This window comes from Marinithermus hydrothermalis DSM 14884 (genome assembly GCF_000195335.1).
GTDB lineage: Bacteria > Deinococcota > Deinococci > Deinococcales > Marinithermaceae > Marinithermus > Marinithermus hydrothermalis.
Window position 1 is genome coordinate 923,585 of record NC_015387.1, and the last position, 13,838, is coordinate 937,422.

The window sequence follows — 13,838 nt, forward strand, 5'->3', positions numbered from 1 at the left end:
AAAATGAAAATCTCTCGCGGGAGCCCCGCACCCGTAAAGCGCGGCCGCGTGGGGACCTGCCCCACGCGGCCACGTTACCGGCATGCCCTTATCGCGGGGATTGCAGCACCGCCCCCAGCGCCGCCGAGCTGACAAGCGCCGCGTACCGTGCGAACACCCCCCGCGTGTAGCGCGGCGCGGGCGGCGTCCAGCGCGCGCGCCGCTCGGCGAGCACCGCCTCGGAAACCTCGAGGTCGAGCCGTCGCGCCTCCACGTCGATCGTGATCACGTCCCCCTCCTGCACGAGGGCGATGGGTCCCCCCACCTGGGCTTCGGGGGCCACGTGCCCGATCATCAGGCCGCGCGTCCCCCCGGAGAACCGCCCGTCGGTGATCAGGGCCACCTCCGGCCCCAGCCCCTCCCCGACGATCGCGGAGGTCACCCCGAGCATCTCACGCATCCCCGGCCCGCCCTTGGGCCCCTCGTACCGGATGACGACCACGTCCCCCGGCCGGATTTCGCGGCGCAGCACCGCCTGCATCGCGGCCTCCTCCGAATCAAATACGCGCGCGGGTCCCCGGAAGTGCAGGCGTTCGGTGCCCGCGACCTTGAGCACCGCTCCCTCCGGAGCGAGCGAGCCGCTGAGCACCACCAGGCCGCCCTGGGGCTTGAAGGGCCGGGATGCGGTCGCGACCACCGTTTGCCCCGGCGCTTCCCGCGCGTTTTGGGCTTCCTCCGCGAGCGTCCGGCCGGTCACGGTGCGCGCCTCCCCGTCGAGCAACCCCGCCTCGAGCAGCCGCCGCACCACAAGCGGCGTACCGCCGGCTTCGTAGAGCTCCCAGGCGGTGTACCGCCCCCACGGCCTGAGGTCCGCGATCACCGGGGTTTTGCGGCTCACCTCGTCGAAGTCTTGGAGGCTCAAGGGGATGCCCACCTCGTGGGCCAGGGCCAAAAGGTGCAGCACCGCGTTCGTGGACCCCCCGGTCGCGGCGACCGCCGCGATCGCGTTCAGGAAGGACCGGCGCGTTAAGAACTCGCGCGGCGTGCGTCCCTCGCGGATGGCCTCGAGCAGGACCCGGCCCACCCCTCGAGTGGCCGTTTGTTTCTCGGGTGCCACCGCGGGGATCGCATTGTACCCCAGGGGTGAGAGGCCCAGCACCTCGAGGGCCATCGCCATGGTGTTCGCGGTGTACTGCCCGCCGCACGCGCCCGGGCCGGGGATGGCCGCGCGTTCGATCGCCTCGAGTTCCGCTTGGCCGATCTCGCCCGCGGCGTACTGCCCGACCGCTTCGAAGACCGAGACGATCGTGAGGTTCTTGTTCCCGAGCCTCCCCGGAGCGATCGTGCCGCCGTAGAGCACGAGGCCGGGCACCCCGCTGCGCACGAGGCCCATCGCGCCGCCCGGGATCGTCTTGTCGCACCCCACGAGGACAACCATCCCGTCGTACAGGTACCCTTGGGCGACCAGCTCCACGGAGTCCGCGATCACCTCGCGGCTCACCAGGCTGGCCCGCATGCCTGGCGTGCCCATCGCGATCCCGTCCGAGACCGCGATCGCCCCGAACTCAAAAGGGACCGCGCCCGCCGCGCGCAGCCCGGCCTTCACCTCCTGGGCGAGCTCCCGGAGGTGCGCGTTGCAGGGCATCCCGTCGGTCCAGGTGTTCACCACGCCCACGAAGGGCTTCTTGAAGTCTTCGTCCTCCACGCCCACCGCCCGGAGCATGGCCCGGGCCGGTGCTCGCGCTACCCCCATCTTCAATCGATCGCTTCGCATCACCTTCCCCTCCCGCGCCCCATCCAGGGGTTACGTACCGTCACGCCAGGTCGCGATCCCGCCGTGAAAGCGCTCCGGCTCCCGTTGCAGAATGCGAACCAGCGCTGCGGCGGTCTGCTCGGGGGTGAGCAGGACGCGCTGCTCCTGGTACCCCCGAAAGACCTGGTGCAGCGCCTCCGCCGCGCTGCCCTGCGCCTCGCGAGCCTCCTGCTGCATGCGGGTCTCCACCACCCCCGGTCGGTAGACGAAGCAGGTGAGCCCGGGGGCCTCCGCAGCGATCTGTTTGGCGAGGTGCTCTTCCGCAGCCTTCGCCACCGCGTACGCCCCGATCCCCGGCAGGTTCGTTTCCGCTGCCCCGGATCCCACGTAGACCGCGAGCCCCCCGCCGGCCTCGAGCAGCCTCGGCACGGCGAACCGCGCGAGCTGGTACCCGCCCACCAGGTGCACCTCGAGCACCGCGCGAAACTGAGCCTCGGGCAGCTCCCAGACGAACGGGCCCGGGTAGAGCACCCCGGCGTTGTGGATGTACCCGTAGAACCCCCCCACCTCCAGGGCGGCCGTCACCAGGGCCTCGGCCGTCTGGGCCTCGGCGATGCTTCCTGCGACGCCCCGGGCTTGTACGCCCAGGGCGCGGCAGGCCTGGACGACCTCCTCGAGGGGGCCTTGGGACCGCGCGTTCAGCACCAGGTTCGCGCCCGCGTCGGCGAGGGCCAGGGCCAACGCCCGCCCGATGCCGCGCGAGGCGCCGGTCACGATCAGGGTCTTGCCTCGAACTGCGCTCATGCCTTAGTGTACAAAGCCTCCAGGACTTGCCTCGTGAATGCTTCCGTGCTCGCGGTGCCCCCGAGATCCGGCGTGGGGTTTTGGGCTAGGGCTTGGGCTACCGCTTCCTCCACGGCCCGGCCCGCTTCGGCCCGGTCCAGCGCGTACGTGAGGAGCATCGCCGCGGAGAGGATCGCCCCTGTGGGGTTCGCGATGCCCCGGCCGGCAAGGTCCGGCGCGCTGCCGTGCACGGGCTCGAAGAGCGAGGGGCCCTCCCCGAGCGAGGCCGAGGGCAGCACCCCCAGCGACCCTGGCAGGACCGAGGCCAGGTCCGAGAGGATGTCCCCAAAGAGGTTTCCTGTAAGGATCACGTCGAACCGCGTGGGCTGCTGCACCAAGAGCATCGCCATCGCGTCCACGTACTGGTGCTCCACCCGAACCCCGGGGTAGGCCTGTGCGAGCTCGCTTACCGTGCGCCGCCAGAGCTCCCCCACCTCGAGCACGTTGGCCTTGTCCACGCTGGTAAGGTGCCCCCGCCGCCGCCGGGCCGCCTCAAAGGCCACCCGCGCGACCCGTTCCACCTCCGGTCGGGTGTACCGCATCGTGTTCCAAGCCTCGGTTTCGCCTAAGCCGCGCGGCCGGCCGAAGTAGATCCCACCCGTGAGCTCCCGCACGATCAGGACGTCCACCCCCCGCGCGACCTCGGGGCGGAGGGGGGAGTGCCCCTCGAGGCCCGGTAGCACCCGAGCAGGCCTAAGGTTCGCGAACGCCCGGAGGGCCTTTCGGAGCTCGAGGAGGCCCGTTTCGGGCCGGAGCGCGCGGGGTGCGTCGTCCCACTGCGGCCCCCCGATCGCGCCGAGCAGCACCGCGTCCGCTTCCAGCACGGCCTTTCGGGTCTCCTCCGGAAAGGGCGCGCCACAGCGCTCGAGCGCCGCCCCCCCGAAGGGAAAACGCTCGCACTCGAGGTCCAGCCCGTACACCTCGGCCGCCGCGGCCAGGACCCGCACCGCGGCCTCCGTGACCTCGGGGCCGATCCCGTCACCGGGAAGGACGGCGATGTAAGCGCGCGTCATGCCGCCCCCTAGTAGCTCCCCGCGCGCCCCGGGCAGGGCATCCGGCGGTCGAGGGCCTCGATGGACGGTTCGGCCTCGAGCAGCTCGTCCAGGGGGTCCCAGCGTCCCTCGAGAAAGGCACGCCGCGCGGCTTCGCGAATCTCGAGAGGCGCTTCCCGCCCGGCGTAGCGCACGGTGCGGGCCTCGAGGTCGATCGTGACCAGGGTTGTGGGGTCCGCCTGGACGGTCTGCACCAGGGTTTGGAGGGCGTCGGGAGCGAGCCGCACGCACACCAGGCCGATCGCGGTGGCGTTCCCGAAGAAGATCTCCGCGAAGCTCTCCCCGATGAGGGCCTGGAACCCCGCGCGGCGGATGGCTTGGGGCGCGTGCTCGCGCGATGAGCCCGAGCCGAAGCTGCTCCCGACCAGCAGGATGCGGGCTCCTTGGTAGCGGGGGTCGTTCAAGGGATGGGGCTTGGGGGTGCCGTCCGGAGCGAACCGCTCGTCGTGGAACAGGTGCCGCCCCAGGCCGTCGAAGGTCACGACCTTCATGAACCGGGCGGGAAGGATGCGGTCGGTGTCGATAGCGTCCCCAGGGACGGGGACGGCCCTGCCGGTAATCTGCCGGATGCGTTCCATGCCCTCACCTCCTCACGCGAGGCCGAACACCTCGCGGGCGTCGCTGATCACGCCGGTCACGGCCGCCGCGGCCACCATCACCGGGCTCATCAAGACGGTGCGGCCGGTGGGGCTGCCCTGGCGGCCCTTGAAGTTACGGTTGGAGCTCGAGGCGCACAACTGGTCGCCCTCGAGCTTGTCGGGGTTCATGGCGAGGCAGAGGCTGCACCCCGCGCCGCGCCACTCGAACCCCGCCTCGCGGAACACCTCCGCGATCCCTTCCTCCTCGCATTGTTGAGCTACGCGCTCCGAGCCCGGCACCGCGATGGCCCGCACGCCGGGCTTGACCCGGTGGCCTTTGAGGTGCTTCGCGACCTCGCGGAAATCCGAGACGCGCGCGTTGGTGCAGCTGCCGATGAAGGCCACGTCGATCGGGGTGCCTTGGATGGGACGGCCCGGCTCGAGCTTCATGTGGCGGAGCGCCTCCCAGGCCGCGGGGCGCGCCTCGGGGGGGAGGTCCTCGGGGTGGGGGATCTTCTCCTCGATGGAGATCGCCTGGCCGGGGTTTAACCCCCAGGTGACGGTGGGGGCGATCTCCTCGGCTTGGATCTCGACCACGTCGTCGTAGGGGCAGCCGGGATCGGAGGCGAGAGCGCGCCAGTACGCGACGGCGCGGTCCCACTCCGCGCCTTTGGGGGCGTAGGGGCGGCCCTTGAGGTAGGCGAAGGTCTTCTCGTCGGGGTTCACGTACCCGATGCGCGCCCCGCCCTCGATGGACATGTTGCACACGGTCATGCGTTCCTCCATGCTGAAACGCTCGATAACCTCGCCGCCGTACTCGTAGGCGTACCCGATCCCGCCCTTGACCCCGAGGGTGCGGATGATGTGCAGGATCACGTCCTTGGCGTACACGCCGGGCGCGAGCCGGCCGTTCACGTTGATGCGGCGCACCTTGAGCTTGGGGACGGCGAGGGTTTGCGTGGCGAGCACGTCGCGCACCTGGGTGGTGCCGATCCCGAAGGCGATGGCTCCGAAGGCCCCGTGGGTCGAGGTGTGCGAGTCGCCGCAGGCGATGGTCATGCCGGGGTGGGTGAGCCCCTGTTCGGGCCCCACCACGTGCACGATCCCCTGGCGGCCGCTCGTGAGGTCGAAGAGCGGGATGCCGAAGTCGCGCGTGTTCTTGCGGATCTCCTGGATCATTGCGTCGGCGAGCGGGTCCTCGAACGGCTCGGTGCGCCGGTGGGTGGGCACGATGTGGTCCACCGTGGCGAAGGTGCGGTGCGGGCAGCGCACCCGAAGGCCCCGCTCGCGCAGCATGCCGAAGGCCTGTGGGCTGGTGACCTCGTGGATCAGGTGCAGGTCGATGAAGAGTTGGGTGAGGCCGCCCGGCAGGGTGCGGACGGTGTGCGCTTCCCAGACTTTTTCATAGAGGCTTTTGGGTCCGGCCATTTCAACCCCCTTACGGCGTAAGCAACGCCCCCCGGGAGGTCCCGGGGGGCGTGTAGTACGAACCGGTACAAAACCGCTAAGGACCCCCCGGGGCTAGGGCGGCTAGGGATAGCGAAAACAGGATGCGGGAACCTGCCATTTGCGCATGAGTATACGCAGGCGTGCGGGGCACGTCAACCGCCCGACCCGCTCATCCCAGGAAAATCCCGTGGTGCTGGAGGATTTTCGGGGAGGCTTGACACGGGTGGGGCTGCTCTATACAATCAGCGGCAAGATGTTGAACCTGCGGCCCCAGACCCTCACGACCTACGGCGCACTAGCCATCCTCTGGCTAGTCGTAGGCCCGTCGGGGGGTGGGGTCTACCCGTAGGCGTTTAGCGGTTTCGCGCGGAACCACACCCCCCGGTACGAACCGGGGGGTTCTCTTTTCAGGGGTAGGGGAGGCGAGGCACGAATGAACGGAGCCCAGGCGTTACTGCAAGCCCTGATACAAGAAGGCGTCGAGCACGTCTTCGGCCACCCGGGGGGCGCGATCATGCCCGTCTACGACGCGCTGTACGACGCCCCCATCCAGCACTACCTCGTGCGGCACGAGCAGGCCGCCGCGCACGCCGCGGCCGCATACCACCGCGTCTCGGGGCGGGTAGGGGTCTGCCTGGCGACCTCGGGGCCCGGCGCGCTCAACCTCGTCACGGGGCTCGCGGACGCCCTGATGGACTCGAGCGCCGTCGTGGCGATCACCGGGAACGTGCCCCGCGCCCTGATCGGCACGGACGCCTTTCAAGAGGCGGACGTGACCGGAGCGACGATGCCGGTCACCAAGCACAACTACCTGGTCACCCGCGCCGACGACCTTCCCCGCATCGTCAAGGAAGCCTTTTACATCGCGCGCACCGGCCGTCCCGGCCCCGTGCTGATCGACATCCCCAAGGACGTGCAGCTCGAGGCCTTCACCGGGGCGTTCCCGGAGCGCGTGCACCTTCCCGGGTACCGCCCCACCGAGGAGGGCCACCCCCGCCAGATCGAGAAGGCCCTCGCGGCCCTCGAGGAGGCGGAACGGCCGGTCTTGATGGTGGGCGGCGGGGCGCGGCACGCCCACGCGGAGATCCGGGCCTTCGCCGAACGGACCGGGATCCCCGTGATCCCCACGCTGCACGGCCTGGGGGCGTTCCCGGGGACGCACCCGCAGTGCTTGGGCATGCCCGGCATGCACGGGACGGTCGCGGCGAACCGCGCGGTCCAGTACTGCGACCTGATCCTGGGGATCGGGCTGCGCTTCGACGACCGCGTGACTGGGAGGCTCGAGCGGTTCGCACCCCACGCGCGCACGATCATCCACGTGGACATCGACCCTGCCGAGGTGGGGAAGCTCGTGCCTACCCACATTCCCGTGGTGGGGGACGCGAAGCAGGTGACGGCCGAGCTCGCCGCCGGCGCGCGCCCCTTGCGGCTCGAGGGGTGGTGGCGGACGATCCGCGCCTGGCAGGAGCAGTACCCCTTGCGGATTCCCGAGCGGCCCTACCTGCAGACCCCGGAAGTGATCCGCGCCTTCTGGGAGGCGACCGGCGGCGAGGCGATCGTGACGAGCGGGGTGGGGCAGCACCAGATGTTCGTCACGCAGCACTACCCCTTCAACAAGCCACGCGCGTGGGTGACCTCCGGAGGGCTCGGCACGATGGGGTTCGGGCTGCCCGCGGCGATCGGCGCTCAGGTGGCCCGCCCGGACGCGCTCGTGATCGACTTCGACGGGGACGGCAGCTTCCAGATGACCCTGCAGGAGCTGGCCACCCTGGTCAAGTACGACCTCCCGGTTAAGGTCGTGATCCTCAACAACGGGTTCTTGGGCATGGTGCGCCAGTGGCAGGAGCTCTTCCACGCGCGCCGGTACAGCGAGGTCTACCTCGCGGACTCCAACCCGGACTTCGCCAAGCTCGCTGCGGCTTACGGCATCCCCGGGGTGCGCGTCGAGCGGCGGGAGGACCTCGCCAAGGGCGTGGACGCGGTGCTCGGAACCGACGGGCCCGTGGTGGCGGAGTTTAGGGTGCACCACGAGGAAGGCGTCTTCCCCATGATCCCCGCGGGCGGAAGCGCGGAGGACATGATCGTGGAGGACCCTCGGGAGGAGGTGAAGGCGTGAGGCATATCGTGAGCGTCCTGGTCGAGGACCACCCTCGCGTCCTGACGCGGATCACGGCTCTTTTCGCCCGGCGGGGCTTCAACATCGAGTCCCTCGCCGTGGGACGCACGCACCAGCCGGGCACGAGCCGCATCGCGTTCGTGGTTCGCGGCGACGACCACACCATCGAGCAGGTCGAAAAACAGCTGAACCGCCTGGTGGAGGTGCTCAAGGTCACGGACCACACCGAGCCCCACATCGAGCGGGAGCTGGCCCTGGTCAAGGTGCACGTGGCCGGCCTCGAGGAACGCCTCGAGATCCGCGAGATCGCCGCGGCGTACCGGGCGCGCACAGTGGACGTCGCGCGCCGCGCGCTGACCTTCGAGGTGACCGGCGAGCCGAGCAAGGTCGAGAGCTTCATCGAGCAGCTGCGGCCCTACGGCCTCCTCGAGACGATGCGCACCGGGGCCGTCGCCATGTCCCGGGGGGTGAAGGCCCTGAAGCCCCGTGAAAAGGAAGCGGTGCGTGAAAAGGAAGCGGTGTAGGAAAGGAGCGGGATCATGCAGGTGTACTACGATCACGACGCGGACCTCGAGGTCATCCGGAGGAAGACCGTTGCGGTGCTCGGTTTCGGCTCGCAAGGGCACGCGCACGCCCAGAACCTCAAGGACGCGGGGGTGCCCGTGGTGGTGGGGTTGCGCCCCGGCTCGGCCCGCTGGGCTGCGGCCGAGGCGGCGGGCCTCGAGGTCCTGGAGGTGGCGGAGGCCGTGCGCCGGGCGGAGGTGGTGATGGTCCTCCTGCCCGACGAGGCGCAGGCCGGGGTGTACCGGGAGGCGATCGCGCCGAACCTGAAGGAGGGGGCGGCCCTGGCCTTCGCGCACGGGTTCAACATCCACTTCGGCCAGATCCGGCCCCGGCCCGACCTGGACGTGTGGATGGTGGCCCCCAAGGGGCCCGGCCACCTGGTGCGCAGCGAGTACGCGGCCGGCCGCGGGGTGCCCGCCTTGGTCGCCGTGGCGCAGGACGCTTCGGGGAGCGCCTTCCAGACGGCCCTCGCTTACGCGAAGGCCATCGGGGCGACGCGGGCGGGGGTGATCCCCACCACCTTCGCCGAGGAGACCGAGACCGACCTCTTCGGCGAGCAGGCGGTCTTGTGCGGCGGCCTGACCCGGCTCATCGCCTACGGGTTCGAGACCCTGGTGGAGGCTGGGTACAAGCCGGAGATCGCGTACTTTGAGGTTCTGCACGAGATGAAGCTCATCGTGGACCTCCTGTACGAGTCCGGCCTGGCGGGGATGCGGTACTCGATCTCGAACACCGCGGAGTACGGGGACTACACCCGCGGCGACGCGGTTCTCCCGCCGGAAACGAAGGAGCGCATGCGGGCGGTGCTCCAGGAGATCCGCTCCGGTGTGTTCGCCCGGGAATGGATCCTGGAGAACCAGGCGGGCCGGCCGGTGCTCGAGGCGCGCCGCCGGCAGTGGGCACGCCACCCCATCGAGGCGATCGGCCCCAAACTGCGAGCCATGATGCCGTTCTTGAAGGCCCGCATCGCGGAGGAGGAGGTGGGCCGTGCGTCGGATTAAGATCTTCGACACCACGCTCCGTGACGGGGAGCAGTCCCCGGGCGTGACCCTCACCCCGGAGGAGAAGCTCGCCATCGCGCATCAACTCGCTCGGCTCGGTGTGGACGTGATCGAGGCGGGGTTCCCCATCGCGAGCCCCGGGGATTTCCACGCCGTTCGCCGCATCGCGCAGGAGGTCCGGGGGCCGACGATCGCGGCGCTCGCGCGGGCCGCCAAGCCCGACATCGAGCGCGCGGCCGAGGCCGTCGCGCCCGCGGAGAACAAGCGCATCCACACCTTCATCGCCACGAGCCCGGTGCACATGGAGAAGAAGCTCCGCCTGAGTCCGGACGAGGTGGTCGCGCGTGCCCGCTGGGCGGTGGGCTACGCCAAGGGGTTCGTGGACGACGTGGAGTTCAGCGCGGAGGACGCGGGCCGCAGCGACCCGGACTTCCTCGTTCGGATCTTCGGGGAGGCCATTCGGGCGGGGGCCACGGTGATCAACATCCCGGACACCGTCGGGTACCAGACCCCCTGGCAGTTCGCCGAGCTCGTGCGCTACGTCATCGAGAACACCCCCGGCATCGAGAACGTGGACGTCTCGGTGCACTGCCACGACGACCTGGGCCTCGCGGTGGCGAACTCCCTGGCTGCGGTCCGTGCGGGCGCAACCCAGGTGGAGTGCACCGTCAACGGGATCGGCGAACGCGCGGGAAACGCTTCCCTCGAGGAGGTCGTGATGGCCCTCTACACGCGCCGCGACGTTTTCGGGGCCGAGACCGGGATCCGCACCCGCGAGCTCTACCGCGCCAGCCAGCTCGTCGCGCGCCTGACGGGGATGGTGGTCCCGCCCAACAAGGCGGTGGTGGGGGCGAACGCGTTCAGCCACGAGTCCGGCATCCACCAGGACGGGGTCTTGAAGGCCCGCGAGACCTACGAGATCATGGACGCCGAGCTGGTGGGGCGTGAGGCGGCGGTTTTGGTGCTCGGCAAGCACTCGGGGCGTCACGCCTTCAAGAAAGCCCTCGAGGAGCTCGGCTACACCTTCAACGACGAGGAGGTGACCCGCCTCTTTACGCGCTTTAAGGAGGTCGCCGACCGCAAGAAGCAGGTCACGGCGGAGGACCTGGTGGCCCTGGTGGAGGACCAGCGGACCCGGGCCCCCGAACACTTCAAGCTCCAGGACCTCCAGGTGCACTCCGGCACCGCGCTCACCCCCGTAGCCACGGTGCGGGTCGCGACGCCGGACGGGGAGGTCACCGAGGCGGCCACGGGGGACGGGCCGGTGGACGCGGTGTACCAGGCGATCGCCCGAGCGGTCGGCCTGCGCCCCCGGCTCGAGGCCTACCGCATCGAGGCTACGACCGGGGGGACGGAGGCCGTGGGTGAGGTGACGGTACGCCTCCGGAACGGCCGGGCGGTCGTGACGGGGCGGGGGGTGGCGCCGGACGTGGTCGAGGCCTCGGCGCGGGCCTACCTGGACGCTTTGAACAAGCTCGTGGCCGGGGTGGGCGCGAAAGCCTCGGTGGAGGCGCCATGAGGCAATCCGCGGCGATCGAGGTGCTGGACACCACACTGCGCGACGGCACGCAGGGTGAGGGCTTCGTGCTCTCCACCGAGGACAAGGTAGCCATCGCGCGGCGGCTCGCGGCCTTCGGGGTGCCCCTCATCGAGGGGGGGTGGCCCGGCTCGAACCCCAAAGACGCGGCGTTCTTCCAGCGCATGAAGGGCGTGGACCTCGGCGCGGCCCGCCTCGTGGCGTTCGGCGCGACCCACCGCAAGGGGCTCCGCCCCGAGGCGGACCCTTCGGTCCAGGCCCTCCTCGAGGCAAGGACCCCCGTGGTGACCCTCTTCGGCAAGTCCTGGACGCTGCACGTCCGGGAAGCCCTCGGGGTGAACCTCGAGGAGCATCTCTGGATGATCGAGGCGACCGTCGCGCACCTGGTGCGGCAGGGGCGGCGCGTGATCTACGACGCGGAGCACTTCTTCGACGGGTTTAAGGAAGACCCCGCCTACGCGATGGAGACGCTGCGTGTCGCGTTGCGGGGCGGGGCGGACACCCTGGTCCTGTGCGACACGAACGGGGGAAGCCTGCCGGAGGAGGTCTACGAGATCACCCGGCGGGTGGTGGACACCTTCCCCCGGGTGCGCATCGGGATCCACGCGCACAACGACGCGGAGCTCGCGGTGGCCAACACCCTGGCCGCGGTGCGGGCGGGAGCGCGGCACGTGCAGGGCACCATCGGCGGGTACGGGGAGCGGTGCGGGAACGCGAACCTCGTCAGCCTGATCCCCACCCTGATGCTGAAGTACGGGTACGCGGTCGTGCCTCGCCCGCGCCTTGCGGAGCTGAAGGTGCTCGCGCGGTTCGTGGACGAACGCGCGAACCTCACCCCCAACCGCCGCGCGCCGTACGTGGGGGAGGCGGCCTTCGCGCACAAGGGCGGGGTGCACGTCTCCGCGGTGCTCAAAAACCCGCGCACCTACGAGCACATTGACCCCCAGCTGGTGGGTAACGCGCGCCGCATCCTCGTCTCGGACCTTGCGGGGCGCTCGAACCTGCTCGCCAAGCTCGCCGAGCGCGGCCTCGAGCTCGAGGCGGAAACGGCCCGCTCCCTTTTGGAGGAGGTCAAGGCCCTCGAGCACGCCGGGTACGCCTTCGAGGGGGCCGAGGCCTCGTTCTACCTGCTCGCGCACCGGCTCCGGGGCGGACGGCTGCCCTTTGTGGTCCGGGCGTTTCGCGCCTGGGTGCAGGGGGAGGCGCGCGGGGCGTGGCAGGCCGAGGCGACCGTGCAGGTCCAGGTGGGCGCGGAGGTCTACCACACCGCCGCGATGGGCGAGGGGCCGGTAGGGGCGCTGGACAACGCGCTCCGCAAGGCCCTCCTCGCCTTCTATCCCGAGCTCGAGGGGGTCGAGCTGGCGGACTACAAGGTGCGGGTCCTCTCCGGGCAGGAGCGGGGTACCGCGAGCGGCGTGCGGGTTTTGGTGGAGATGACGGACGGAAAAGACCGCTGGGGAACGGTCGGCGCCAGCGTGAACATCCTCGAGGCCTCCCTCAAGGCCCTGGCCGACGGGTACGCGTACGTGCTAGTGAAAGAAGCGCGCGCGCCACACCAGGCCCACAAAGCGAGCTAACCGTCCCGCGCGCGGCCAGCGCTTGGGGTCAAGCCCCACGCGCCAGAGCCACTCCACCCCCAGCCGGTGCGTCCACTCCGGGGCGCGCCGGGCTTCGCCGGCGAGGACGTCGAGCGTGCCGCCCACACCGATCGCGACCCGCACCCCGAGGTGGGGCTTGTGCCGGTGAAGGAAGACCTCCTGCCGCTCTCCGAGGCCAGCGAGGAGCAGGTCGGCCTGAGCCTCGCGGATTTGCCCCACGACCGCCGCTTCGTCCTGGAAGAACCCGTGGTGGCTGCCCGCGACCCGCACGCCCCACTCGGCCTGGGCACGCGCCGCGGCCCGCTCGGCCACGCCGGGCCGCCCCCCGAGGAAGAAGACCCGCAGCTTAGGGCCGAGGCGGCGGAAGAGCTCGAGGGTGAGGTCCACGCCGGTCACGCGCTCGGAAAGGCGCGCGCCGCACAGCGTCCGGGCGGCCCAAAGCACACCGACCCCGTCCGGGGTGACGAGCTCCGCCTCGCGGATGGCCCGGGCGAGCGCGGGGTCGCGCTGGGCCCGGACCGTGATCTCGGGGTTGAGCGTGACGACCTGGCGCGTGCCCGGCTCGGCGAGGAAGCCCTGGATGCGCTCGAGAGCTTCCCGCATCGAGATCGGATCGAGGGGCAGGCCTAGGAGTTCGAGCCGCTCCATGGGGTGAAGCGGTACAGGGGGCGTCCCTCGTGCTCGATGCGTTCGGAGAGGAGGGGCACCACGGGGTCCTGGCTGATCAGGCTGGCGTAGGCCAGGTCCTCCGTGTACCCGAGCCGCGCGAGGAACTGGCCGGCCCCGGACTGCCACAGGGCTTCCTGAGGGTCGGGGAAGGCCTTGAGCAGCGCGATGCTCATCCGGGCGGCGTCCGCGAGTTGGACGCGGTCCTCGCCGTACGTGCGGATCAGTTTCTTGGCGAGGAACCCCGCGACCAGCGTGTCGTCCAGTCCTTCGGCCCGCTCAAACCCCGCCCCAACCAGGGCGATCTCCTCCTTTGCGAGGGCGTGCGCGGCCTCCAGGACCGCCCGCGCGTTGCGGAACGCGCCCAGCAGCAGGTGCTTGTACCCCGTGATTTGCTCGAGGGCCCACGGCAGGTTGTCGCTCGAGTAATAGATCCTGCGCCCCTCCACCTCGAGCTTCACGAGCTCGGCGGGGGAGGTGCCGTAGTGAAAGCCTTCCGGGGGGATGCCTTCGCGTTCGCCCAGGAGGAGATCGCCTTCCTGCGCGCAAGCGCGGATCGCGCGTAGGCTAGGGGAGACCCAGACCTCACGCGCGCCGCGCGCGAGCAGGATCGAGATGGAGGTCGTGGCACGCAGGACGTCCACCAGGATGACCAGATCGTTGTACTGACCTTTGGGCAGCAGGTCGACACGAACACGCATC

The 13,838-nt window shown here is 70.5% G+C and carries 12 protein-coding genes; 5 read left to right on the plus strand and 7 right to left on the minus strand.

The window, feature by feature from the left end:
- Nucleotides 1-88 precede the first annotated feature (88 nt).
- The 5 genes from ilvD to leuC are packed head-to-tail and all read right to left on the minus strand — an operon-like array spanning nt 89 to nt 5,633.
- A complete protein-coding gene (gene ilvD, locus MARKY_RS04770) occupies nt 89-1,753 on the minus strand; it encodes a dihydroxy-acid dehydratase (RefSeq protein WP_013703742.1) in 1,665 nt (554 codons plus the stop codon).
- 30 nt (nt 1,754-1,783) lie between these two features.
- Nucleotides 1,784-2,536 (minus strand): SDR family NAD(P)-dependent oxidoreductase, encoded by a 753-nt coding sequence (locus MARKY_RS04775; RefSeq protein ID WP_013703743.1) that lies wholly within the window; start codon nt 2,534-2,536, stop codon nt 1,784-1,786.
- Nucleotides 2,533-3,588, minus strand: a complete 1,056-nt coding sequence (leuB, locus tag MARKY_RS04780; protein WP_013703744.1) for a 3-isopropylmalate dehydrogenase — start codon at nt 3,586-3,588, stop codon at nt 2,533-2,535. The genes MARKY_RS04775 and leuB overlap by 4 nt, the downstream gene beginning before the upstream one ends.
- An 8-nt stretch (nt 3,589-3,596) precedes the next feature.
- Nucleotides 3,597-4,205 (minus strand): 3-isopropylmalate dehydratase small subunit, encoded by a 609-nt coding sequence (gene leuD / locus MARKY_RS04785; RefSeq protein ID WP_013703745.1) that lies wholly within the window; start codon nt 4,203-4,205, stop codon nt 3,597-3,599.
- Between the two features lie 12 nt (nt 4,206-4,217).
- Nucleotides 4,218-5,633, minus strand: coding sequence for a 3-isopropylmalate dehydratase large subunit (gene leuC, locus MARKY_RS04790; RefSeq protein WP_013703746.1), 1,416 nt, complete (start codon nt 5,631-5,633; stop codon nt 4,218-4,220).
- A 454-nt stretch (nt 5,634-6,087) separates the two neighbouring features.
- Here leuC and ilvB point away from each other — a divergent pair, with 454 nt between their 5' ends.
- From ilvB to cimA, 5 genes are read left to right on the plus strand one after another with little or no spacing between them, the layout of a single operon-like run.
- Nucleotides 6,088-7,770 carry a biosynthetic-type acetolactate synthase large subunit gene (gene ilvB, locus MARKY_RS04795; protein WP_013703748.1) on the plus strand — a complete coding sequence of 561 codons (1,683 nt, stop codon included), beginning with the start codon at nt 6,088-6,090 and terminating at the stop codon, nt 7,768-7,770.
- Complete coding sequence (gene ilvN / locus MARKY_RS04800) at nt 7,767-8,294, plus strand: acetolactate synthase small subunit (protein WP_013703749.1); 528 nt, start codon at nt 7,767-7,769, stop codon at nt 8,292-8,294. Before ilvB ends, ilvN begins: the two co-directional genes overlap by 4 nt.
- A gap of 15 nt (nt 8,295-8,309) precedes the next feature.
- Nucleotides 8,310-9,335 carry a ketol-acid reductoisomerase gene (gene ilvC, locus MARKY_RS04805; protein ID WP_013703750.1) on the plus strand — a complete coding sequence of 342 codons (1,026 nt, stop codon included), beginning with the start codon at nt 8,310-8,312 and terminating at the stop codon, nt 9,333-9,335.
- Complete coding sequence (locus MARKY_RS04810; RefSeq protein WP_013703751.1) at nt 9,322-10,854, plus strand: 2-isopropylmalate synthase; 1,533 nt, start codon at nt 9,322-9,324, stop codon at nt 10,852-10,854. The genes ilvC and MARKY_RS04810 overlap by 14 nt, the downstream gene beginning before the upstream one ends.
- Nucleotides 10,851-12,449, plus strand: a complete 1,599-nt coding sequence (gene cimA, locus MARKY_RS04815; protein WP_013703752.1) for a citramalate synthase — start codon at nt 10,851-10,853, stop codon at nt 12,447-12,449. The genes MARKY_RS04810 and cimA overlap by 4 nt, the downstream gene beginning before the upstream one ends.
- On the opposite strand, the gene MARKY_RS04820 is transcribed toward cimA, so the two are convergent.
- Together MARKY_RS04820 and MARKY_RS04825 are read right to left on the minus strand one after the other, a co-directional pair.
- Nucleotides 12,402-13,118: a WecB/TagA/CpsF family glycosyltransferase gene (locus MARKY_RS04820; protein WP_013703753.1), complete on the minus strand. Its 717-nt coding sequence runs from the start codon at nt 13,116-13,118 to the stop codon at nt 12,402-12,404. The genes cimA and MARKY_RS04820 overlap by 48 nt on opposite strands.
- Complete coding sequence (locus tag MARKY_RS04825) at nt 13,097-13,837, minus strand: 2-phosphosulfolactate phosphatase (protein ID WP_013703754.1); 741 nt, start codon at nt 13,835-13,837, stop codon at nt 13,097-13,099. The genes MARKY_RS04820 and MARKY_RS04825 overlap by 22 nt, the downstream gene beginning before the upstream one ends.
- Between the last annotated feature and the right edge of the window lies 1 nt (nt 13,838).